General features: G+C 71.6%; 22 protein-coding genes. 11 read left to right on the top strand and 11 right to left on the bottom strand.

The genetic code is table 11. From position 1 onward, the window contains the following. The first annotated feature begins 157 nt into the window (after window positions 1–157). Entirely contained in the window at window positions 158–2,962 is a 2,805-nt protein-coding gene (acnA, locus tag ABZ671_RS26800; RefSeq protein ID WP_357863142.1) for an aconitate hydratase AcnA, read from the top strand. 513 nt (window positions 2,963–3,475) lie between these two features. Here the strand turns inward: acnA and ABZ671_RS26805 are convergent. Continuing rightward, the gene (locus ABZ671_RS26805) at window positions 3,476–3,916 is read right to left on the bottom strand and encodes a hypothetical protein (RefSeq protein WP_357863144.1); all 441 of its coding nucleotides are present in this window, start codon (window positions 3,914–3,916) and stop codon (window positions 3,476–3,478) included. Between the two features lie 131 nt (window positions 3,917–4,047). On the opposite strand from ABZ671_RS26805, the gene ABZ671_RS26810 reads away from it, so the two are divergent. Continuing rightward, on the top strand, window positions 4,048–4,236 hold the full coding sequence (locus tag ABZ671_RS26810; RefSeq protein WP_357863147.1) for a DUF397 domain-containing protein: 189 nt from the start codon (window positions 4,048–4,050) through the stop codon (window positions 4,234–4,236). Between the two features lie 54 nt (window positions 4,237–4,290). Then, window positions 4,291–5,187, top strand: a complete 897-nt coding sequence (locus tag ABZ671_RS26815; protein WP_357863191.1) for an aminoglycoside phosphotransferase family protein — start codon at window positions 4,291–4,293, stop codon at window positions 5,185–5,187. A 34-nt stretch (window positions 5,188–5,221) separates the two neighbouring features. Here the strand turns inward: ABZ671_RS26815 and ABZ671_RS26820 are convergent, their stop codons facing one another. Both ABZ671_RS26820 and ABZ671_RS26825 read right to left on the bottom strand, forming a co-directional pair. After that, complete coding sequence (locus ABZ671_RS26820; RefSeq protein WP_357863150.1) at window positions 5,222–5,824, bottom strand: ATP/GTP-binding protein; 603 nt, start codon at window positions 5,822–5,824, stop codon at window positions 5,222–5,224. Then, a complete protein-coding gene (locus tag ABZ671_RS26825; protein ID WP_357863153.1) occupies window positions 5,821–6,246 on the bottom strand; it encodes a roadblock/LC7 domain-containing protein in 426 nt (141 codons plus the stop codon). The genes ABZ671_RS26820 and ABZ671_RS26825 overlap by 4 nt, the downstream gene beginning before the upstream one ends. A gap of 452 nt (window positions 6,247–6,698) precedes the next feature. Between ABZ671_RS26825 and ABZ671_RS26830 the strand changes: the two genes are divergently transcribed. Continuing rightward, on the top strand, window positions 6,699–6,947 hold the full coding sequence (locus ABZ671_RS26830) for a DUF2630 family protein (RefSeq protein WP_357863156.1): 249 nt from the start codon (window positions 6,699–6,701) through the stop codon (window positions 6,945–6,947). A 75-nt stretch (window positions 6,948–7,022) separates the two neighbouring features. Here ABZ671_RS26830 and ABZ671_RS26835 read toward each other — a convergent pair whose 3' ends face one another. From ABZ671_RS26835 to ABZ671_RS26845, 3 genes are all read right to left on the bottom strand, one after another. Then, the gene (locus ABZ671_RS26835) at window positions 7,023–7,952 is read right to left on the bottom strand and encodes an RIO1 family regulatory kinase/ATPase (RefSeq protein ID WP_357863159.1); all 930 of its coding nucleotides are present in this window, start codon (window positions 7,950–7,952) and stop codon (window positions 7,023–7,025) included. 192 nt (window positions 7,953–8,144) lie between these two features. Continuing rightward, entirely contained in the window at window positions 8,145–8,789 is a 645-nt protein-coding gene (locus tag ABZ671_RS26840; RefSeq protein WP_357863162.1) for an HAD-IA family hydrolase, read from the bottom strand. Window positions 8,790–8,853: 64 nt separating this feature from the next. Continuing rightward, window positions 8,854–9,696 carry a carbon-nitrogen hydrolase family protein gene (locus ABZ671_RS26845; RefSeq protein WP_357863165.1) on the bottom strand — a complete coding sequence of 281 codons (843 nt, stop codon included), beginning with the start codon at window positions 9,694–9,696 and terminating at the stop codon, window positions 8,854–8,856. A 104-nt stretch (window positions 9,697–9,800) separates the two neighbouring features. Between ABZ671_RS26845 and ABZ671_RS26850 the strand changes: the two genes are divergently transcribed. The 6 genes from ABZ671_RS26850 to mug all read left to right on the top strand — a co-directional run bounded on the left by ABZ671_RS26850 (window position 9,801) and on the right by mug (window position 14,120). Next, window positions 9,801–10,373, top strand: coding sequence for a helix-turn-helix domain-containing protein (locus ABZ671_RS26850; RefSeq protein WP_357863168.1), 573 nt, complete (start codon window positions 9,801–9,803; stop codon window positions 10,371–10,373). A gap of 98 nt (window positions 10,374–10,471) precedes the next feature. Continuing rightward, a complete protein-coding gene (locus tag ABZ671_RS26855; protein WP_357863171.1) occupies window positions 10,472–11,392 on the top strand; it encodes a TIGR04222 domain-containing membrane protein in 921 nt (306 codons plus the stop codon). Beyond that, window positions 11,380–12,249, top strand: a complete 870-nt coding sequence (locus ABZ671_RS26860; protein ID WP_357863174.1) for a DUF692 domain-containing protein — start codon at window positions 11,380–11,382, stop codon at window positions 12,247–12,249. Before ABZ671_RS26855 ends, ABZ671_RS26860 begins: the two co-directional genes overlap by 13 nt. A 98-nt stretch (window positions 12,250–12,347) precedes the next feature. Further along, on the top strand, window positions 12,348–12,755 hold the full coding sequence (locus tag ABZ671_RS26865) for a hypothetical protein (RefSeq protein WP_357863194.1): 408 nt from the start codon (window positions 12,348–12,350) through the stop codon (window positions 12,753–12,755). A gap of 43 nt (window positions 12,756–12,798) precedes the next feature. Further along, entirely contained in the window at window positions 12,799–13,560 is a 762-nt protein-coding gene (locus ABZ671_RS26870) for an SDR family oxidoreductase (protein WP_357863176.1), read from the top strand. Continuing rightward, complete coding sequence (mug, locus tag ABZ671_RS26875) at window positions 13,557–14,120, top strand: G/U mismatch-specific DNA glycosylase (RefSeq protein ID WP_357863179.1); 564 nt, start codon at window positions 13,557–13,559, stop codon at window positions 14,118–14,120. The genes ABZ671_RS26870 and mug overlap by 4 nt, the downstream gene beginning before the upstream one ends. A 35-nt stretch (window positions 14,121–14,155) precedes the next feature. Here mug and ABZ671_RS26880 read toward each other — a convergent pair whose 3' ends face one another. From ABZ671_RS26880 to ABZ671_RS26895, 4 genes are all read right to left on the bottom strand, one after another. Beyond that, complete coding sequence (locus tag ABZ671_RS26880) at window positions 14,156–16,132, bottom strand: ABC transporter ATP-binding protein (RefSeq protein WP_357863197.1); 1,977 nt, start codon at window positions 16,130–16,132, stop codon at window positions 14,156–14,158. A gap of 118 nt (window positions 16,133–16,250) precedes the next feature. Continuing rightward, a complete protein-coding gene (locus tag ABZ671_RS26885; RefSeq protein WP_357863182.1) occupies window positions 16,251–17,018 on the bottom strand; it encodes an enoyl-CoA hydratase/isomerase family protein in 768 nt (255 codons plus the stop codon). A 46-nt stretch (window positions 17,019–17,064) separates the two neighbouring features. Next, complete coding sequence (locus tag ABZ671_RS26890) at window positions 17,065–17,292, bottom strand: helix-turn-helix domain-containing protein (protein WP_007462679.1); 228 nt, start codon at window positions 17,290–17,292, stop codon at window positions 17,065–17,067. A 221-nt stretch (window positions 17,293–17,513) separates the two neighbouring features. Beyond that, window positions 17,514–19,121: an ABC-F family ATP-binding cassette domain-containing protein gene (locus ABZ671_RS26895; protein WP_357863185.1), complete on the bottom strand. Its 1,608-nt coding sequence runs from the start codon at window positions 19,119–19,121 to the stop codon at window positions 17,514–17,516. A gap of 246 nt (window positions 19,122–19,367) precedes the next feature. Between ABZ671_RS26895 and ABZ671_RS26900 the strand changes: the two genes are divergently transcribed. Then, a complete protein-coding gene (locus tag ABZ671_RS26900) occupies window positions 19,368–20,276 on the top strand; it encodes a neutral zinc metallopeptidase (RefSeq protein WP_357863200.1) in 909 nt (302 codons plus the stop codon). A 110-nt stretch (window positions 20,277–20,386) separates the two neighbouring features. On the opposite strand, the gene ABZ671_RS26905 is transcribed toward ABZ671_RS26900, so the two are convergent. After that, window positions 20,387–20,626 carry a winged helix-turn-helix domain-containing protein gene (locus tag ABZ671_RS26905; protein ID WP_357863188.1) on the bottom strand — a complete coding sequence of 80 codons (240 nt, stop codon included), beginning with the start codon at window positions 20,624–20,626 and terminating at the stop codon, window positions 20,387–20,389. Window positions 20,627–20,831: the final 205 nt, after the last annotated feature.

Consider the following 20,831-nt stretch of genomic DNA (forward strand, 5'->3'; position numbering starts at 1 on the left):
GGGCACCTCCTCGTCCCGAAGCCTGGCACCAGCTTGCGCGAATAGCAAGACGGACGTACGGTTTTGTTGAAACGAGAATCGGCGGTAAGTGTCGCCTAACCCAGGCGGCCACCCGACCGGTGCGACAAACTGCTCAGGACTACTCACGGTCGCTGGTGTGAAGGAGTACGACGTGGCGAGCCTCGACACCTTCGGTGCGAAGACCCAGCTACGCGTCGGAGACGCGAGCTACGAGATTTTCAAGATCGGCAAGGTGGAGGGCCACGACCGGCTGCCCTACAGCTTGAAGATCCTGCTGGAGAACCTGCTGCGGACCGAGGACGGCGCGAACATCACCGCCGACCACATCCGGCAGCTGGGCGCGTGGGACCCCACCGCCGACCCGAGCGTGGAGATTCAGTTCACCCCGGCCCGGGTGCTGATGCAGGACTTCACCGGCGTGCCCTGCGTCGTTGACCTGGCCACCATGCGGGAGGCGGTCCGCGACCTCGGCGGCGACGCCACCAAGGTCAACCCGCTCGCTCCGGCCGAGCTGGTCATCGACCACTCCGTCATCGCCGACCTGTTCGGCCGCGAGGACGCCTTCGCGCGCAACGTCGAGCTGGAGTACGAGCGCAACAAGGAGCGCTACCAGTTCCTGCGCTGGGGCCAGACCGCGTTCAACGAGTTCAAGGTCGTCCCGCCGGGCACCGGCATCGTGCACCAGGTCAACATCGAGTACCTGGCCCGCACGATCATGGAGCGCAACGGCCAGGCGTACCCGGACACCGTGGTCGGCACCGACTCGCACACCACGATGGTCAACGGCCTGGGCGTGCTGGGCTGGGGCGTCGGCGGCATCGAGGCCGAGGCCGCGATGCTGGGCCAGCCGGTCAGCATGCTGATCCCGCGGGTCGTCGGCTTCAAGCTCTCCGGTGAGATGCCGGCCGGCACCACCGCCACCGACCTGGTGCTCACCATCACCGAGATGCTGCGCAAGCACGGCGTGGTCGGCAAGTTCGTCGAGTTCTACGGCCCGGGCGTGAGCGCGGTCCCGCTGGCCAACCGGGCCACCATCGGCAACATGTCCCCCGAGTACGGCTCCACCGTCGCCATCTTCCCGATCGACGCCGAGACCGTCCGCTACCTGGAGCTGACCGGCCGCGACCCGCAGCAGGTCGCGCTCGTCGAGGCGTACGCCAAGGAGCAGGGCCTCTGGCACGACCCGGCCCGCGAGCCGGAATACTCCGAGCGCCTCGAGCTCGACCTGAGCACGATCGAACCGTCCCTGGCCGGCCCGAAGCGTCCCCAGGACCGGGTGCCGCTGGGCAGCGCCAAGACGCTCTTCCGCTCGGCCCTGACGGACTACGTCGCCACCGGCGACACCGGCGTCGACGGCCCGGCCGACGAGGCCAGCGCCGAGTCCTTCCCGGCCAGCGACTCCCCGGCCAACGCCGTCAACGACCCGGCCGACGCCCCGCGTGACCTGACGACCGCGGCGGTCGGCTCCGGCGGCCGGGCCAGCAACCCGATCCGGGTGACCGGCGTCGACGGCGTCGAGTACGAGCTGGACCACGGCGCCGTGGTGATCGCCGCGATCACCTCCTGCACCAACACCTCGAACCCGCAGGTCATGATCGGTGCCGCGCTGCTGGCCCGGAACGCGGTGGAGAAGGGCCTGGCCCGCAAGCCGTGGGTCAAGACCACCCTGGCCCCCGGCTCCAAGGTCGTCATGGACTACTACGACCGGGCCGGCCTCACCCCCTACCTGGAGAAGCTCGGCTTCAACCTGGTCGGCTACGGCTGCACCACCTGCATCGGCAACTCCGGTCCGCTGCCGGAGGAGGTCTCCGCCGCGGTCAACGAGGCCGACCTCGCCGTCGTGTCGGTGCTTTCCGGCAACCGGAACTTCGAGGGCCGGATCAACCCGGACGTCAAGATGAACTACCTGGCGTCCCCGCCGCTGGTGGTCGCGTACGCGCTCGCCGGCACCATGGACATCGACCTGGCCAACGAGCCGATCGGCGAGGACAGCCAGGGCAACCCGGTGTTCCTGCGGGACATCTGGCCGAACAGCGCCGAGATCCAGGACGTCATCGCCTCGGCGATCGGCGCCACCGGCTTCAGCGCCGCGTACGCCGACGTCTTCGCCGGTGACGAGCGCTGGCAGTCGCTGCCCACCCCGACCGGCGACACGTTCTCCTGGAACGGCGACTCGACGTACGTCCGCAAGCCCCCGTACTTCGAGGGCATGCAGCAGCAGCCGGCGCCGGTCTCCGACATCTCCGGCGCTCGCGTGCTGGCCCGGCTGGGCGACTCGGTGACCACCGACCACATCTCGCCGGCCGGCTCGATCAAGGCGGACTCCCCCGCCGGCACGTACCTCGCCGAGCACGGCGTGCCGCGGCACGAGTTCAACTCGTACGGCTCCCGCCGGGGCAACCACGAGGTCATGATCCGGGGCACCTTCGCCAACATCCGGCTGCGCAACCAGCTGGTGCCGGGCGTGGAGGGCGGCTTCACCGTCAACCACCTGACCGGCGAGCAGACCTCGATCTACGACGCCTCGATGGCCTACCAGGAGGCGGGCGTCCCGCTGGTCATCCTGGCCGGCAAGGAGTACGGCTCCGGCTCGTCCCGTGACTGGGCGGCCAAGGGCACCATGCTGCTCGGCGTCAAGGCGGTCATCGCCGAGTCGTACGAGCGGATCCACCGCTCGAACCTGATCGGCATGGGCGTCCTGCCGCTGCAGTTCCCGGTCGACACCACCGCCGAGTCGCTGGGGCTCACCGGCACGGAGACCTTCTCCATCACCGGCGTGACCGCCCTGAACGACGGCGAGACCCCGCGTACGGTGAAGGTCACCACCGACACCGGCGTGGAGTTCGACGCGGTGGTCCGGATCGACACCCCCGGTGAGGCGGACTACTACCGGCACGGCGGCATCCTGCAGTACGTGCTGCGCCGAATGATCGCCAGCTGACGCCGTACCCCGGACAGGGCCCCTTCCCGCGACCAGCGGGGAGGGGCCCTTCGGTGTTTCGGCAATGCGTGCTCGCCTGAGCACCGAGATCGGGATAGCTTGTATTTCGTGCGTCGCCGTCAGGATCCTGCCGCGCCTCGGGTCGTCCTGCTATTCCCCCGCCGTCGCACTGGACGGGGATCGTTGCGGGGCCAGGTTTCGCTGCCCGAGGACTGGGACGCTGACGAAGTCAACGAGACGATCGCCCGCGACTTCGAGGCCGGCGGATGAGACTCCCGCTGGGCGGGATGTCCTGACGGGTTCCCTCGATCAGCACGAACAACTCCCGCCTGGCGATCGCCAGATCACGGTGATCGAGTTGGTAGGCCTCGACCCAGGTCCAGCCGTACGGTGGATGCCGGTCGGGAATCTCGCGGATCACCCGGACGCGGACGGGCACGACGAACTGCGGGGAGGCGGCCCGGGTCAAAAGGAGGACGTCCCCGGCCCGGAATGCCGGCCCCGGCCTGCTGCTCACCGCAACCTCAGCGCGACCGCGCGGGCCTCCTCGTCGGTCAGCGGCAGGAACCACAGGAAGCGCCGCACGATCGCGATCGGGTCGGGGCCGCCGGGCCGGCCGCGCAGGTCGCGGATGGCCTGGCGGGTGAGCCGGGAGAACTCGGGGATCAGGGTCGCGCGCCGGGCGGCGTCGGTCGGGGCGGCCCGTAGGGTCGGGCAGGGCCAGGGCTCGCCGCACTGCTCGCAGCGCCAGGCGGGCCCGCACGAGCGGTGCGCCGAGAGCGGGGCCGGGCGGGCGGCGGCGCTCCAACGGGCGTCCGGCACGCGGTTCACCCGGCCGGGACCACGGTACGGCGGGATCAGCGGCCCGATCGGGCCGGGCACGATCGGCCGGGCCGGTGCCGGCTCGGTCTTCGGCTTCGGCTTCGGCTCGGTCTTCGGTTTGTCTTCCGGCATCGCCATCCCTCCTCGACACGTCTTCCATCTCCACCGTGCCGAGGGTTGCCAGACGATCACACAGCGTTGTGTAATCTCTTTCGGACAGTTCTTTCGCGGGCCCTGGACCTGATGAGGGAAGCGGCGGCGGCATGGACCTGAGCGGCGCCCGGTGGCGCGAGAGCACCCGCAGCGGCGGCAACGGCGGCAACTGCGTCGAGGTCGCGAGCAACCTCCCCGGCGTCGTCGGCGTACGCGACTCGAAGGACCCGTCCGGGCCGATGCTCACCTTCGAGCCGGCCGTGTGGGCGCGGTTCGTGGAGCTGGCAAAGCGCGACTGACACTCATAATCGGTTGGCGCCACATCGGACCACGGTTACCGTCCTGCCGTGCCGATGCATGATGACGAGATCCGGGCCACGGTCGAGCAGGTGCGCCACCTGGTGGCGGCCCAGTGCCCGCAGTGGGCCGACCTGCCCGTGACACCCCTGCCCGACGAGTTGGAGGGCACCGACCACGTGCTCTTCCGGATCGGCACCGAACTCGCCGCCCGGATGCCCAAGATCGCCTGGGCGGTCGACCAGGCCGATTCCGACGCGCGGTGGTTGCCCTTGCTGGCGTCCCACCTGCCGGTGCGGATTCCGGCACCGCTGCACCTGGGCGAACCGGGCGCGGGATTCCCGTGGCGGTGGACCGTGGTGCCCTGGGTCGCGGGGAGCACGCCGCCCCGGCTCGGCTGCGACGACGTACCCCTGGCCCGTGAGGTGGCGGCGTTCGTACGCGCCCTGCACACGGTGGATCCGTTCGGAGGACCGGTCAAACCACCGGGTACTCGCGGATCGGCCCTACGCCATGTCGACGAAGGCGTCCGCCGGGTGCTGCCCCGGCTCGCCGAGCATGACGACGGCTTCGAGGTGGCCGCGGCCGAGGCGGCGTGGGACGCGTGTCTGGCTGCCCCCGAGTGGCAGCGGGACCCGGTGTGGATCCACGGCGATCTGCAACCGGGCAATCTGATCACCGACGCCGGCCGACTGGCCGCCGTCATCGACTTCGGCGCGCTCGGTGTCGGCGATCCCGCGCCGGACGTGGCTCCAGCGCTGTGGACCTTCACCGGCGCGGCCCGGGACGCCTACCGGGAGGCGGTCGGGTACGACGATGCCACCTGGCGCCGGGCCTGCGGCTGGGCCCTCGCACCGTCGCTGACCGGCATCGACTACTACCGGCACACCTTCCCACGAATGGCTGAGCACGGCCGCCGGATGGTCCGCGCGGTAATCGCCGAACTGGGGTGAGTGCCCCCAGGCCGCCGAGCCGCCGAGCCGCCCGTCACCCCGCCGTGGCCCGGCGCCGCTCCTCGCGCAGCTTCATTGTGTGCTCCAGCAGCCTGATCAGCACCTCCTTGGCCGACTCCCGCTCCCGCGCGTCGCAGAGCACCACCGGTACGCCCGGGTCGAGGTTGAGCGCCGCCTGCACCTCGTCGAGCCGGTAACGCTTGGCGCCCTCGAAGCAGTTCACCGCCACCACGAACGGCGTGCCCCGCTCCTCGAAGTAGTCGATCGAGGGAAAACAGTCGGCCAGCCGGCGGGTGTCGGCGAGCACCACCGCGCCGAGCGCGCCGAGCGCCAGCTCGTCCCAGATGAACCAGAAGCGGTCCTGGCCGGGCGTGCCGAACAGGTAGAGCACCAGATCGTCGCCGATGGTGATGCGACCGAAGTCCATCGCCACGGTGGTGGTCTGCTTCTCCTCCACCCCGGAGAGGTCGTCGACGCCGACTCCGGTCTCGGTCAGCACCTCTTCGGTGCGCAGCGGGCGGGTCTCGCTCACCGCCCCGACCAGAGTGGTCTTGCCGGCGCCGAATCCCCCGGCGATCAGAATCTTGATCGCGGTGGGCAGCAGCGTCCCCGTCCGCTCAGAGTGCCCGCCGGTCATCGTGCCGAGGTCTCGCCGATAGCGGGTTCCCTGGTCGGCGAGGCGACGAACCGGCCGACCCGGGTCACCAGCATCGCCATCTCGTACGCGATCAGACCGACGTCGGCGTCCTCGGTGGCCAACACGGCGAGGCAGGCGTTGCGCCCGGCTGCGGTGACGAAGAGGAACGACGACTGCATCTCGATGATGGTCTGCTGCACCTGGCCGCCGCCGAACCGCTTGCCCGCTCCCCGGGCCAGGCTCTGGATGCCCGCCGCCATCGCCGCCAGGTGTTCGCCGTCATCCCGACCCAGCCCCCGTGACGATGCCATCAACAGGCCGTCAGTGGACAGCGCCACAGCGTGCTCCGCCTGTTTGACCCGGCCGACCAGGTCATCCAGCAACCACGTCAGGTCCCCGCTCGAAGCCGTCTTGTGGTTCACTCGTTTTCTTCTTTCCATCTGATGTGCCGTGCTCGTCCGGGACACGCCGCTCTGCGATATCCCGACGTTGCCTGATCCTGTGCGGTGTCCGCCTTGCCCGGCCACGCCGATGTCACCGTGGTCGGCGCTCGTCGACCGACGCACCTGCTGGGGCGGGCGCACCGCGTCGTCGTCCGGCCGGTCGGCGTCCGAGGTGGATGGCCCGGCCCGCGACCACGCAGGGCGACAACCGGATACAAAGCTGCGTACTGCGGGAACCCATCACACCGTCCTGGCGGGCCACTCGATCACGTGCCCGATGGCGTCATCGACCGTTCGATCGACACCGGCGCACGCTAGCAGCGTCCGGACCTTCACTCAAGCGAACCTGATCATGGTAACGGGACGCGGTCCGGCGGCGCACAGCGAGGAGAACCCGGGCGCGGCACTCTCCCCTGTGCCAAGCTTCGGGCATGGACGACATGACCATCCTGAACCGGATCTCCGAACTCGTGGACGAGGAGCACCGGCTGCGCGCCGTCGCGCAGGAAAGCGTGGCCGGCACCGACGACGCGGCCCGGGAGCGCCTGCGCGCCCTGGAGGAGTGCCTCGACCAGTGCTGGGACCTGCTGCGCCGCCGCCGGGCGGCCCGCCAGGCGCACGGTGACCCGGACGCTCAGGGCGAGCGCGCCCGGTCGGAGGTCGAGCGCTACCTGCAATGACCCGGCCCGGCGACGCGGCACGGGCGGGACCGATCGCGCCCCGGGCGGGCGGTGCCCACCCGGAACGCGACGCGCTCAGCGGACCCCCGCCTCCCGCAGCAGCAGCTCGGTCAGCTCGGCCGGGTCGACGTCCCCGACGGGCAGGCCCCGCGCGGCGAACCAGGTGCCGACCACCCGCACGTCCCGGGCCAGGAACTCCGGCCCCTGCGGGTTGGCCACCACGTCGACCACCTGCGGCAGGTCGATCATGACCAGCCGCCCTCGGTGCACCAGCAGGTTGTACGGCGACAGGTCGCCGTGCGCGTATCCGGCACGAGCCAGCACCACCAGGGCGTCGACCAGCTGCCCCCACAGATCACGCAGCTCGACGGCGTCGGGACGAAGCTGGGCCAGCCGCGGCGCGGCCTGCCCCTCCTCGGCATCCCCGACGAACTCCAACATCAGCTCGGTGCCGAGCAGCTGCACCGGGTACGGCACGGCGATCCGCCCGGAGGCCGCGCCGATCTCCCAGAGCCGGGCGAGGGCCGCGAACTCGGCGGCCGCCCACTGCCCGGCGATCATCTGCCGGCCGAAGGCGGTCCGGCCGGCCATCGCCCGGTTCTCCCGGGACCGGCGGACCCGGCGCCCCTCCAGGTAGCCGGCGTCGCGGTGAAAGAGCCGGTGCTGGGCGTCCCGGTAACGCTTGGCGGCCAGCAGGCAGGCCCGGTCGGTGCCCGGCACGGCCCGGCGGACCAGGTGGACGTCCGCCTCCTTGCCGGTCTTCAGCACACCGAGTTCGGTGTCCTTCGCGGCCAGCTCGGTGACCAGCCACGCGGGGTGAGGCTCGGGCCCGTGCACGGCCTCGTCCCAGGAGGACCAGTGGTTCTCGGGGTCGGGCTCGTCGTCGGGTTCGGCGAGGACCGGCTCGGCATGCCGGCCCCGCTTCAGGAAATAGGGCTCGTCGTCGTCGAAGCGGCTCTTGCCGCGGCCACGGCGCTGCGGCGCCGGGAAGTCGTGGTCACGCACGGGTGGGTTGATCCTTCGATCGAGGCTGGTGGAGGCAGGCGGAACGACCCTGCAAAGACGGCCATGACCGACCTCCTCTCCTCGACCGGGCACCGCCCGGCTGCGCCCTCGCGCGGCACCATGCTCACCGGCCGACACGAGCGGGTCAACCGAATTAGCGCCCCGCGGGCTCTTGGCGCCCGCCGCGCCGGTTCACCCGGCCAGCGCCGCGGCCACGGCGGCGATCAACCCGTCTGCCGTACGGGTCGGCGCGAACCGGGGGTCCGACCACCGGCGTCCCCGGTGCAGCCAGACGCTGGGCAGTCGGGCCGCGCTGGCCCCGCCGATGTCCGCCTCCGGGCTGTCACCGATCACCCAGGCGTGGCGCAGCGGCATCCGGACCCGCTGCGCGGCGAGCGCGAAGATCCTCGGGTTGGGCTTGCTGACCCCGGCCTCCTCGGAGATCACCCAATCGGCGAGGTAGCGGTCCAGGCCGGTGCTGCGGATCTTCGCGTCCTGCTGGCGTACCGCGCCGTTGGTGACCACCACCGGCACCCATCCGGCGCTGTCGACGATCCGTAACGCGCAGGCGACCAGCGGATCCAGCCGGGTCTGCGCCGCCACCCCGTCGTGCAGCTCTTCCACCAGATCGATGGCGGGGACGGTCAGCCGGTACCGGTCCCGGATGGCGTCCGCCACGTCCCACCGGTCGGTCAGCCCGTCCGCGTCGACGGAGAGCAGCCAGCCGATGTCGGTGGGCGGCGCGCCGATGGTGTCCAGGAAGCGTTCACCCCAGGCACGGAAGGGGCCGTCCCGGTCCAGCAATGTGTTGTCCAGATCGAGCAGGAGCAACGGCACGCGGGAACCTTACGGGACCGGGGCGGCCTACCGACAGGCCCAACCGACCGCATTTGTCAATCGATCAAATGACAATCGTCGTACGGGGTAGGCCCTGCTCGGTCGGGCGGTCGGCGAGCATGGTGTGCGCCGTCCGGGTGGCCGCGAGCGCGGCCGGGTCGAGCGTCGCCAGCAGCACGTCCTCGCCGGTGTTCGCGCCCCGCGCCAGCGGCCGGCCCTCGGGGTCGTAGACGGCGGCGCCGCCGTTGAAGCGCCACGGGTCCGCGCCGTCGACGGCGTTGGCGAAGACCACATACATGGTGTTGTCCAGGGCGCGGGCGGCGTAGTAGACGTCCCGCCGGTGTTCCGAGCCGGCCAGGTAGCCGCTCGGGCAGAGGTAGCCGTGCGCGCCGTCGTCGGCCGCGGCCCGACCGTGCTCGGGAAAGCAGCCGTCGTAGCAGATCCCGAGACCGAAGCGCCAGTCGTCGACCAGCAGGGTGGCGCCGCGCCGGCCCGGGGAGAACAGCTCGCGCTCGCCGCTCCAGAGCTGCTGCTTGTCGTACGCCGCGAGGACGCCGCCGGCCGGGTCGACCACGAGCGAGGAGATGGTGCGCCGCCCGTCGGGGTGCCGGACGGCCGCGCCCACCACCACCGTGGTCCCGCCGTCGCGGGCGGCCCGCCGCAGCGGCTCGAGGCGCGGATCGTCGACCCGACCGTCGGTGGCGGCGGTGACGTCGGTGCCGGTCGGGTCGGCCGCCAGGGTCGGCGGGTGGTACGCGGGCAGGAACAGCTCCGGCAGCACCACGATCCGGGCGTTGGCGGCCCGGCCGACGAGGCGGGCGGCCGTGGCGGCGTTCCCGGCGACATCGCCGGGAACGGGCTCGGCCTGCACGGTGGCCACGATCATCGGGTGGGCGGGCGCGATCATGAACCGATCCTAGTCGGTCGCGACCTCATGCTGATCATGCGAACGCCCACGTCAAGCCGTACGTACGGTTTGCGGAAGCGGGAGGTGCCTGGAACGATCAGTACGTGCCCAGAGTAAGCCAGGACCAGCTCGACGCGCGCCGCCAGGAAATCCTCGCCGCCGCGCGCGCGTGTTTCGCCCGGCACGGCTACGAGGGCGCCACCGTCCGGCGCCTGGAGGAAGCCACCGGGCTCTCCCGCGGCGCCATCTTCCATCACTTCCGCGACAAGGAGTCGCTTTTCCTCGCCGTCGCCGAGGACGACGCCTCCGCCATGGTGGAGACCGTCACCCGCAACGGCCTGGTTCAGGTGATGCGCGACCTGCTCGCCCGGGCGCTCTCCCCGGACACCACCGGCTGGCTCGGCAGCCAGCTGGAGGTGTCCCGGCGGCTGCGCACCGACCCGGCTTTCGCCAAGCGTTGGGCGGAACGCTCGGCGGCGATCGCCGAGGCCACCAGCGAGCGGCTGGTGCGCCAGCGGGAGGCCGGGGTGCTCCGCGACGACGTGCCGATCGACGTGCTGGCCCAGTTCCTGGAGCTGGCGTACGACGGGCTGGTGCTGCACCTGGCGATGGGGCGCCCGGCCGGCGACCTGGGCCGGGTGCTCGACCTGGTCGAGGAGGCGGTCCGCCGCCACTGATCGCCCAGGTCGCGGTCTGGTAACTCGGCTGACGGGCCGGGTCGCCGTTGGCCGGCCTGCTCCACAATGGCGGCACCCCTCCCGACAGGAGAAGCGTCATGGCCGTCCTCGCCGCACCGGGCGACACCTGGGGCATCCCCGGCCCGGTCTTCCTGCGCTGGTACCTCCTGGCCGCCGCCGTGCTGGTCGTGGGCACCCTGGTGCACCGGTTCCGCGTCCTGGCCGGCACCCCGGCCACCGCGACCGGTCAGCTCAGGCCGCAGGAGGTCGCGTACCTCAATGGCGGCAACCGGCTCGCCGTCTGGGCCTCGATCGGCGGGCTGCGCCACGCCGGCGTCATCGCCGTACGTTCCGACGGGCGGCTCACCACCACCGCCGCCCTACCCGCCGGGGCCACCCCGCTCGACCAGGCCGTCGTCGACGCCGCCACCCGGGGCGCACGCTCCGGCGAGTTGCCCCGCAACTGGTGGGTGATCCGTGCTTTGGACCAACTCCGCGACGACCTCCAACGGCGCGGCCTGACGCTCGGGGCGCAGCAGCGGACCGCCCTGCGACGCGGGCCGACGCTGATCGGTGCCCTGCTGCTACTCGGCGGGATCCGCGCCTTCGCCGGCTTGTCCCACGGCCGGCCCACCGGCTTTCTCCTGCTCAGCCTGATCCCACTCGCCGTCGCTCTCGCGCTGCTCATCCGGGTGCCCTGGCGCACCCGCGCCGCGAAGCGGGCCCTGCGCGAGCTGCGCCGCGAACACACCTGGCTGCAGCCCGCCGCCGCGCCGGCATACGCCACCTACGGCACCACAGAGACGGCGATGGGAGTGGCCTTGTTCGGCACCGCCACCATCTGGACCATGGATCCCGGCTTCGCCGACAAGGCGCAGATCCAGCGCCAGGCGATCGCCACCGGCGGCGGCCCCGCCGCCGGTTCCGGATCAGGCAGCTCGTGCAGCTCGGGCGGTTCATGCAGCTCCGGCAGTTCGTGCGGGGGCGGCGGATGCGGCGGTGGCGGATGCGGCGGATAACCGGTCGGGCCCTACCCACGGCCGCTCCCTCGGCATCCTCGACCAGCCCGTACGGGGTCGGCATCGGCTGGCGGCCCGAGATCGCCGGCTTCGTGGCCGACCTGCCCGGGCTGCGCTTCGTCGAGGTGGTCGCCGAGGCGGTCGCCCCGGCCGGGCCGCTTCCGAAGGGCCTCGCCGAGTTGCGCGGGCGCGGCGTCACCGTCGTACCCCACGGGGTGCGGCTCTCCCTGGGCGGCGCGGAACCGGTCGACCCGGCCCGGGTGGCGCACCTGGCCGGGGTGGCCGCGTTGGTGGACGCGCCGCTGGTCAGCGAGCACATCGCGTTCGTCCGGGCCGGCGGGCTGGAGGCCGGCCACCTGCTGCCGCTGCCGCGCACCCGGGAGGCGGTCGCCGCGGTGGTGGCGAACGTCCGGCGGGCACAGGCGGAGCTGCCGGTGCCGCTCGCACTCGAGCCGATCGCCGCGCTGTTCGGTTGGCCGGACGACGAACTGGACGAGGCTGCTTTTCTCACCGAGATTCTCGACGCCACCGGGGCGCTGCTGCTGCTCGACATCGCCAACGTGCACGCCAACGCCCGCAATCGCGGCGGCGACCCCCACACGCTGCTGGACCGGTTGCCGCTGGAGCGGATCGCCTACGTACACGTCGCCGGCGGCGCCGAGCAGGGCGGTTTTTATCACGACACGCACACCGATCCGGTCCCCACCGAGGTGCTCGACCTGGTCCGGGAGTTGTGCGCCCGCCGCCGCCCTCCGGCGCTGCTGTTGGAACGCGACGGCCACTACCCGCCCGCCGTCGAGCTGCGCGGCGAACTGGACGCGCTCGCCGCCGCCTCCGGATATCCGGTGATCACGTGACGCGTGCAGCTGCCGGCAGCGGCCGCGACCGCACCACCGCGACGGGCTCGTCCGCCCCGCCGTCCGCTGCTCTGGCCGCACGGCAGGCGGAGCTCGTCATGGCGTTGGTCGCCGGTGGGCCGGTGCCACCCGGATTCGCCACCGCACCAGTGGAGGCGGCCCGCCGGGCTCTGCTGAGCAAGCGCGCCGGCGAGGTGGCCCGGCACTGGCCGCTGCTCGCCGCCGGCCTCGGCGCGGCCTGGCCGGCCACGTTCACCGAGTGGGCCGCCGGCCGCCCCGGCAACGGGTCGCTGCGCGACGGCTGGGATCTGGCCCGGGAACTGCGCAACCACGGCGCGCTGCCGCCGTTGGGCGCGGAGGAGTTGGCCACCCGGGAGGTCACCCTTCGCTACGACGGCCGCAGCCGGCCGCGACCCCGCCGGCTGCCGGCCGTCGCCCGGACCGGCGGCGCCGTCGCGGTGCAGCTCGCCGGCCGGGTACGCCTGCTCCGCCCGGCCACTCGCTGAGGCGAATGCCCGGCCGATCACGGGATGCGGCAGGATCGACCGTATGGATCTCGGACTCACCGACCGGGTGTACGTGCTGACCGGTGCCTCCCGTGGCCTCGGCTTCGCCACCGCCGAGCAGCTCGTCGCCGACGGCGCCCGGGTGGTGATCTCGTCCCGCGTACCGGAACAGGTGGCCGCGGCCGTCGAGGCGCTCGGCGGGCCGGAGCGGGCGATCGGGCTGACCGCCGACCTGACCGACCCGGGCACCCCGCAGCGGCTGGTCGCCGCCGCCCGCGAGCAGTTCGGCCGGCTCGATGGCGCGCTCATCTCGGTCGGCGGACCACCTCGGGGCACCGCCGCCCAGGTCAGTGACGAGCAGTGGCGGGAGTCCTTCGAGACGGTCTTCCTGGGCAGCGTCCGCGCCACCCGTACGGTCGCCGCCGCGCTCACCGACGGCGGCGCGATCGGGCTGGTCCTCTCCACCTCGACGCGGGAACCGGTGCCCGGGCTCGGCATCTCCAACGGCCTGCGCCCCGGCCTCGCCGGGGTGGCCAAGGACGTCGCCGACGAGTACGGCCGGCGTGGCGTACGGGTGTTCGGCCTGCTGCCCGGCCGGATCATGACCGACCGGAACCAGCAGCTCCTCGCCGCCACCGGCGACCCGGAGCGGGCCCGGGCCGAGGCGGAGGCGTCGATCCCGCTGGGTCGGTTCGGTGAGCCGGCCGAGTTCGGCCGGGTGGCCGCCTTCCTGCTCTCCCCCGCCGCTGGGTACGTCACCGGGGTCACCGTCCCCGTTGACGGCGGCGCGCTGCGCGGCCTGTGAACGCCGGACGGCGATATCCGCGGCCGACGAAGGAACAGCTCGCGGCGGCGGCCGACAAGCTGCTACCGGACGTGATCGCGCCCGGCCTGGAGGTGCTCTTCGTCGGCATCAACCCGGGCCTCTGGTCGGCGGCGACCGGCTGGCACTTTGCCCGGCCGGGCAACCGGTTCTGGCCGGCCCTGCACCGGGGCGGCTTCACGCCACGCCAGTTGCACCCCAGCGAGCAGGACGAACTGCCCCGCCTCGGGCTGGGCATCACCAACCTGGTGGCCCGGGCCACCGCTCGCGCCGACGAGCTGACCGCCGAGGAACTGGTGGCGGGCGCGGCGGAGCTGACCGGCAAGGTCGAGCGGTATCGGCCGCGCTGGGTGGCGGTGGTCGGAGTGACCGCGTACCGGATCGGTTTCGCCCGGCCGAAGGCCGGCTTCGGCCCACAGCCGGAGCCGCTCGGCGGTGCCCGGCTCTGGGTGCTGCCCAACCCGAGCGGCCTGAACGCGCACTTCACCCCGGAAACACTCGGCGCCGCGTTCGGGGAGCTGAGGACGGCGGCGACCGCCTAGCCAGCCGCCAGTTCGCCGGCCGGCGGGCGGCCCCGTCAGTTGGCGGTGGCGGGTGGCAGCGCTTCCTGCGCGACGTACGTGCCGAGCGGCACGGTGCTGACCACCGGCTGCTCCGGCTCGGCGTACGGGGTCGGCGAGTCGGCCACCGCGAACTGGGTGCGGTAGAGCTCGGCGTAGAGGCCGCCCACGGCGACCAGTTCCTCGTGCCGGCCGCGCTCGACGATCCGCCCCTCGTCGAGGACGAGGATCTGGTCGGCGTCCCGGACGGTGGAGAGCCGGTGCGCGATCACCAGCGCGGTACGCCCGGTCAGCGCCACCGACAGCGCCCGCTGCACGGCCGCCTCGCTCTCCGAGTCCAGGTGCGCGGTCGCCTCGTCGAGGATCACGATCGACGGGGCCTTGAGCAGCAGCCGGGCGATGGCGATGCGCTGCTTCTCGCCGCCGGAGAAGCGGTAGCCGCGCTCGCCGACGGTGGTGTCGAGCCCGTCGGGCAGGGCGCGGACCAGGTCGGCGACCTGCGCGCCGGCCAGGGCGGCCCAGATCTCGTCGTCGGTGGCGTCGGGCTTGGCGTAGCGCAGGTTCTCCCGGATCGTCTCGTGGAACAGGTGGGAGTCCTGGGTGACCACGCCGATCTCGTCGCGCAGCGAGGCCAGGGTGGCGTCCCGCACGTCGACGCCGCCGACCAGCACCTGGCCGTCGCTGGCGTCGTAGATCCGGGAGATCAGCATGGACAGCGTCGACTTGCCGGCGCCGGAGGGACCGACCAGGGCCACCATCTGCCCGGGCTCGACGCTGAACGAGACGCCCTTGAGCACCGGCTCGTTGACCGTACGGTCGAGCGTGGCGACTTCCTCCAGCGACGCGAGGGACACCTCGGCGGCGCTCGGGTAGCGGAACCGCACGTCGCGGAACTCGACCCGGCCGCTGTGCCGGGGCACCGGCACCGCGTCGGGCTTCTCCTCGATGCCGGGGTGCAGGTCGAGCACCTCGAAGACCCGGTCGAAGGAGACCAGCGCGCTCATCACGTCGACCCGGACGTTGGACAGCGCGGTGAGCGGGCCGTAGAGCCGGGTGAGCAGCAGCGCGAGCTTGACCACGGTGCCCGCGCTGACCGCGCCGGCGACGGCGAGCCACCCGCCGAGGCCGTACGTCAGGGCCTGGGCGAGGGACGCGACCAGCAGCATCGCCACGAAGAAGGTCCGCGAGAACATGGCGGACTGGATGCCGATGTCGCGGACCCGCTCGGCGCGGCGGGCGAAGCGGGCGGCCTCCACCTCGGGCGAGCCGAAGAGCTTGACCAGCAGGGCGCCGGAGACGTTGAACCGCTCGGTCATCGTCGCGTTCATCTTCGCGTCGAGGTTGTACGACTCGCGAGTGATATCGGCGAGCCGCCGGCCGACCCGGCGGGCGGGAATGATGAAGATCGGCAGCAGCACCAGCGCCAGCACGGTGATCTGCCAGGACAGCACCAGCATCGCCCCGGCGGTGAGCACCAGTTGGATGACGTTGCTGACCACGCCGGAGAGGGTGGAGGTGAACGCCCGCTGGGCGCCGAGCACGTCGTTGTTGAGCCGGCTGACCAGGGCGCCGGTCTGGGTACGGGTGAAGAACTGCAGCGGCATCCGCTGGACGTGGTCATAGACCCGGGTCCGCAGGTCGAGGATGATGCCCTCCCCGATCCGGGCCGAGTACCAGCGCTGGGCCAGCGAGAAGAGCGCGTCGGCGACGGCCAGCGCGGCGATGATCAAAGCCAACCGGACCACGGTCGAGCCGGCGCCCGGCCCGCCGCCGGCGATCGCGTCGATCACGTCACCGGCGAGCAGCGGGGTGGCCACCCCGATCACCGCGGCGATCACCACGGTGATCAGGAAGATGACGATGTCACGCCGGTAGGGCCGGGCGAACGCGACGATCCGCCGGGCGGTGCCCCGCTTGAGCTGGTGGCTGGTGACCTCGTCCTGGTGGCGCATCGACCGGAGCATGCTCCAGCCGCCCATGCCGCCACCGGCCATGTGGTTGGACACTCGTCACTCACCTCCGGGTCGTCGGGCAGCCCTCGTCCGCCGGGTCAATCCTCCCGGCGACTACGACAACCTCGCGAGTAACCCGGCTCTTCCCGAACGGTCGTTACTATTCTCCGCGCCCGGCCAGCTCGCGCAGCCGTCGGGTCTGCGCCTCGCGCTCGGCCCGCTGCTGCTGGGCGTGGGTACGCCCGGCCGCGCCCGCGAGCAGCGCCTTGATCTCCACGATCGCGTCGCGGCTGTTCGCCAGCAGGCGGGCGGTCAGATCGCGTACCGCGCCGTCCAGCTCCGCGTTCGGCACGACGAGGGCGGCCAGCCCGACCCGGTCCGCCTCGGTGGCGTCGAGCCGGCGGCCGGTGGCGCAGATCTCCAGCGCGCGGGAATAGCCGACCAGCTCGACGAGGCGCTTGGTGCCGGCGAGGTCGGGGACCAGACCGAGGGTCACCTCGGCCATGGAAAGCTTGGCGTCGTCGGCGAGCACCCGCAGGTCACAGGCGAGGGCGAGCTGGAACCCGGCACCGATCGCGTGCCCCTGCACCGCCGCGATGGAGATCACGTCCGGGCGGTGCAGCCAGGTGAAGCCAGCCTGGAAATCGGCGATCCGGTCGGCGCACTCCTGCTCGGGCAGGCAGGAGAGCTCGGCGAACGAGCCGGGGCCGGCGGCACCGGCCACGGACAGGTCGAGGCCGGCGGAGAAAGCTCGACCCTCGCCGCGCACCACGACGACCCGGACGTTTCCGGGCAGCTCGCGGGAGAAATCGCTCAGCGCGCGCCACATCGTCGGGGTCTGCGCGTTGAGCACGTCGGGCCGGCACAACGTGACCGTCGCGACCGGCCCGTCGTAGTCGAGTCGCACCCCGGTCGCTTCGGCGGTCACCGGACCGCCCGGGGCACGACGCTGATGGACGACGCTGACGGGCGGGTCACGCCTTCTTGCGGCGACGGGCGCCGCCGCGCTGTCGCAGCTGCACCCCGGACTCGGTGAGCACCCGGTGGATGAACCCGTAGGACCGGCCGGTCGAAGCCGCGAGCGCCCGGATGCTTTCACCCGAGGTGTAGCGCTTTACCAGGTCCTTGGCGAGCGTCTGGCGCTCGGCTCCGACGATCCGGCGACCCTTCTCAGTGCTGGTGGCTGTGCCGGTGGCTGCCATGTTGATTCCTCACGTCCCAGACTGTGCGGTTCGGATACGGTCCCACCTATTAGACCGCCTCGGACGATCATGCGCCAGATATCAACTATTCGCCAACCGACACGCTATGCATTGTCGGCTTCCCGATAACGTGATCCTTCTGACCGGCCAGGCCGAATCAACCAGGTGGATCATGAGGGGCCGACCGGCCGGTGGACCCGCCTCGCCGAGGGGCGGGGCGGTCAGGCGAGTTCGACGAGTTCGAGCAGGTCGTCGCTCCAGGCGTCCTCATCGCCGTCGGGCAGCAGGATGGCGCGGTCGGGCTTGAGCGCCGTCACCGCGCCCGGGTCGTGGGTGACCAGCACGATCGCGCCCGGATAGCGGGCGATGGCGTCGAGCACCTGCTCGCGGCTGACCGGGTCGAGGTTGTTCGTCGGCTCGTCAAGCAGCAACACGTTCGCGCCCGAGCAGACCAGCGTGGCCAGGGCCAGCCGGGTCTTCTCGCCGCCGGAGAGCACCCCGGCCGGCTTGTCGACGTCCTCGCCGGAGAAGAGGAACGCGCCGAGGATCTTGCGCAGGTCGGTGTCGGTCTGCTCCGACGCGGCGCTGCGCATGTGCTCCAGGATGGTCCGGTCCACGTCCAGGGTCTCGTGCTCCTGGGCGTAGTAGCCGAGCCGCAGGCCGTGCCCGGGGCGCACCTCGCCGGTGTCCGGCTCGAGCAGGCCGCCGAGCATCCGCAGCAGCGTCGTCTTGCCGGCACCGTTAAGACCGAGAATGGCTACCCGAGAGCCGCGATCCACCGCTACATTGACGTCGGTAAAGATTTCCAATGACCCGTACGACTTGGACAGGCCGGTCGCGGTGAGCGGCGTTTTGCCGCACGGCGCCGGGGTGGGAAAACGCACCTTCGCCACCTTGTCGGCGACGCGTACCTCGTCCAGACCGCTTAGCAGCTTCTCGGCGCGGCGGGCCATGTTCTGCGCGGCGACGGTCTTGGTCGCCTTGGCCCGCATCTTGTCGGCCTGGGCCATCAGCGCGCCGGCCTTCTTCTCGGCGTTGGCCCGCTCCCGGCGGCGGCGCCGCTCGTCGGTCTCCCGCGCCTCCAGGTACGCCTTCCAGCCCAGGTTGTAGACGTCGACCACGGAACGGGTGGCGTCGAGGAACCAGACCTTGTTGACCACCGCCTCCAGCAGCGACGCGTCGTGGGAGATCACGATCAGGCCGCCCTTGTGGCTGGCGAGGAAGCCGCGCAGCCAGGTGATCGAGTCGGCGTCCAGGTGGTTGGTCGGCTCGTCGAGCAACAGGATGCCGCCGCCGTTCTCGCCCGCGTCGCGGAACAGGATCCGGGCCAGCTCGACGCGCCGGCGCTGACCGCCGGAGAGGGTGCCGATGGTCTGGGCCAGGGCGCGGTCGGGCAGGCCGAGGTTGGCGCAGATCCGGGCCGCCTCGGCCTCGGCCGCGTACCCGCCGAGGGAGGCGAACTGGTCCTCCAGCGCGCCGTAGCGACGGACCAGGCGCTCGTCGTCGGCGCCCTCGGCGAGCTTGGCCTCCAACTCCTTCATCTGCGCCATCAGCACGTCCAGGCCGCGGGCGGAGAGCACCCGGTCCCGCCCGGTCACGTCAAGATCACCGGTACGCGGGTCCTGCGGCAGGTAGCCGATCGCGCTGCGCCGGTCGAGCTGCCCGGCGTACGGCTGCCCCTCCCCCGCGAGCACCTTCAGCGTGGTGGTCTTGCCGGCGCCGTTGCGGCCGACCAGACCGATCCGGTCACCCGGCTGCACCCGCAGCGTGGTGTCGGACAGCAGGATCCGGGAACCGGCGCGCAGCTCCAGGCCGGTGGCAGTGATCATGTCGGGTACTCGCTCTCGGGTTCCAGAAGGGCTGACTCAGGGCACGCGAAAGCGCCGGCGGGTCAACACTTCCCGTCGGCGCGGGGCCGTTCAGCCTTCGCAGCGCAGCACGGGGCAAGTGTAGCGGGCAGCCCCTACCCTGTTTCCCGGGTTACCGGGCAAGATCATCGGGTACCGGAACCGCCATCCGGACCCGGTCCGGTACCGCGCCCACCACACACGGACAAATCGGTGATCGGGGTCAACATGGAGCTGAACGAGAACGCGGAGATCGACACCAGCCAGGTGGACGATCAGCGAGGGGGCGGTGGAGGCGGCGGGCTGGGCCTGCCGTTCCCGATCGGCGGCGGCGGGATCCTGGGCATCGTCATCGCCGTCCTCGTCGCCCTGGTGGGCGGCGGCGTCGGCCTCAACGCCCTGGGTGGTGGTGGCGACTCCGGTCACGGCGACAACACCGCGCTGGCGCAGAAGTGCGCGGCGAAGGACGCGCTCAAGCAGCTCGACTGCCGCAACACCCTCTACGTCAACTCGATCCAGGCGTACTGGCGTACCGCCATGCCGGAGGCCTTCGGCCAGCAGTACCGGGCGACCAAGACCGTCTTCTTCAGCCAGGCCGTACGCACCGGCTGCGGCGCGGCCGACTCCGGCGTCGGGCCGTTCTACTGCCCGGCCGACCACCTGGTCTACATCGACCTCAGCTTCTACCGCCTCCTCGCCGACCAGCTCGGCGCGAAGGGCGAGTTCGCCCAGCCGTATGTGCTGGCCCACGAGTACGGACACCACGTGCAGAGCCTGCTCGGCACCGAGGCGCAGATGCGCCGCCAGCAGCAGCGCGACCCGGCCAACGCCAACGCGCTCTCGGTGCGGCTGGAGCTGCAGGCCGACTGCTACGCCGGTGCCTGGGCGAAGAACGCCAGCGGCACCGGGGACGCGAAGGGCCAGAAGATCTTCAAGAGCATCACCGAGCAGGACATCCAGCAGGCGATCGACACCGCCGAGAAGATCGGCGACGACGCGATCTCCAAGCGCGCCGGCCGCCCGGTGAACCCGAACGAGTTCACCCACGGCCGCTCCCAGGACCGGATGTTCTGGTTCACCAAGGGCTACTCGACCGGCGACCCGAAGGCCTGCAACACCTTCAGCACCGGCCGCTAACCCTTGATCAACTCGGTGTGCGGCACATTGTGGTCACCCCTGATGGGGAGACCACAGTTTGCCGCACATCGAGTCGATCATGCGCCTCAACCGAGCAAGGGCAGCGTCGCTCAGGGCTTCCGCATCCAGGTCTTCGGGTCGGTGACGAAGATGCCCTTGCCCTGATGTCGCCGGATGACGGCCAACGCCTCCAACCGGACATAGACCATCTGGATCGTGGATGTGCCCACCTTGTAGTCCGCCGCCATCTGGGCAATCGACGGCAGCTTGTCCTCGGGCTTGAGTCTCTTCGCCTTGACGGCAGCGATGACGTCATCGGCGATGCGGATGTAGTCAGGTGTTGTAGGCATGGCGCTCCTTGCGTGGCACGCCAATTCGATCACGAAACGCCCGCGGCCGACAACAATCAGTGGTTGACTCCAACGACTAAGCCGTTAGGGTGAAAACCGAGTCGCTCCTCGCGTGGCAACGAGTTCGGCCCGACGGCATGGAGGTGCTCTCCGACGCGCTGCCGCTGGACGCCGACGGCCTGGAGAAGTGGATGGCTGCTCGATC

The organism is Micromonospora sp. NPDC006766 (assembly GCF_040636055.1).
Lineage (GTDB): Bacteria > Actinomycetota > Actinomycetes > Mycobacteriales > Micromonosporaceae > Micromonospora.

Bases quoted from the DNA above. Each gene is read 5' to 3' on its own strand.
- ABZ671_RS26820 (WP_357863150.1), bottom strand. From the start codon at position 5,824: ATGACCGGCGGGCACTCTGAGCGGACGGGGACGCTGCTGCCCACCGCG.
- ABZ671_RS26810 (WP_357863147.1), top strand. From the start codon at position 4,048: ATGGACCTGAGCGGCGCCCGGTGGCGCGAGAGCACCCGCAGCGGCGGC.
- ABZ671_RS26890 (WP_007462679.1), bottom strand. From the start codon at position 17,292: ATGGCAGCCACCGGCACAGCCACCAGCACTGAGAAGGGTCGCCGGATC.
- ABZ671_RS26845 (WP_357863165.1), bottom strand. From the start codon at position 9,696: ATGATCGCGCCCGCCCACCCGATGATCGTGGCCACCGTGCAGGCCGAG.
- ABZ671_RS26895 (WP_357863185.1), bottom strand. From the start codon at position 19,121: ATGATCACTGCCACCGGCCTGGAGCTGCGCGCCGGTTCCCGGATCCTG.
- ABZ671_RS26860 (WP_357863174.1), top strand. From the start codon at position 11,380: ATGCGGCGGATAACCGGTCGGGCCCTACCCACGGCCGCTCCCTCGGCA.
- ABZ671_RS26905 (WP_357863188.1), bottom strand. From the start codon at position 20,626: ATGCCTACAACACCTGACTACATCCGCATCGCCGATGACGTCATCGCT.
- ABZ671_RS26900 (WP_357863200.1), top strand. From the start codon at position 19,368: ATGGAGCTGAACGAGAACGCGGAGATCGACACCAGCCAGGTGGACGAT.
- ABZ671_RS26805 (WP_357863144.1), bottom strand. From the start codon at position 3,916: ATGCCGGAAGACAAACCGAAGACCGAGCCGAAGCCGAAGCCGAAGACC.
- ABZ671_RS26865 (WP_357863194.1), top strand. From the start codon at position 12,348: ATGGCGTTGGTCGCCGGTGGGCCGGTGCCACCCGGATTCGCCACCGCA.
- ABZ671_RS26880 (WP_357863197.1), bottom strand. From the start codon at position 16,132: ATGGCCGGTGGCGGCATGGGCGGCTGGAGCATGCTCCGGTCGATGCGC.
- ABZ671_RS26815 (WP_357863191.1), top strand. From the start codon at position 4,291: ATGCATGATGACGAGATCCGGGCCACGGTCGAGCAGGTGCGCCACCTG.
- ABZ671_RS26870 (WP_357863176.1), top strand. From the start codon at position 12,799: ATGGATCTCGGACTCACCGACCGGGTGTACGTGCTGACCGGTGCCTCC.
- ABZ671_RS26830 (WP_357863156.1), top strand. From the start codon at position 6,699: ATGGACGACATGACCATCCTGAACCGGATCTCCGAACTCGTGGACGAG.
- ABZ671_RS26855 (WP_357863171.1), top strand. From the start codon at position 10,472: ATGGCCGTCCTCGCCGCACCGGGCGACACCTGGGGCATCCCCGGCCCG.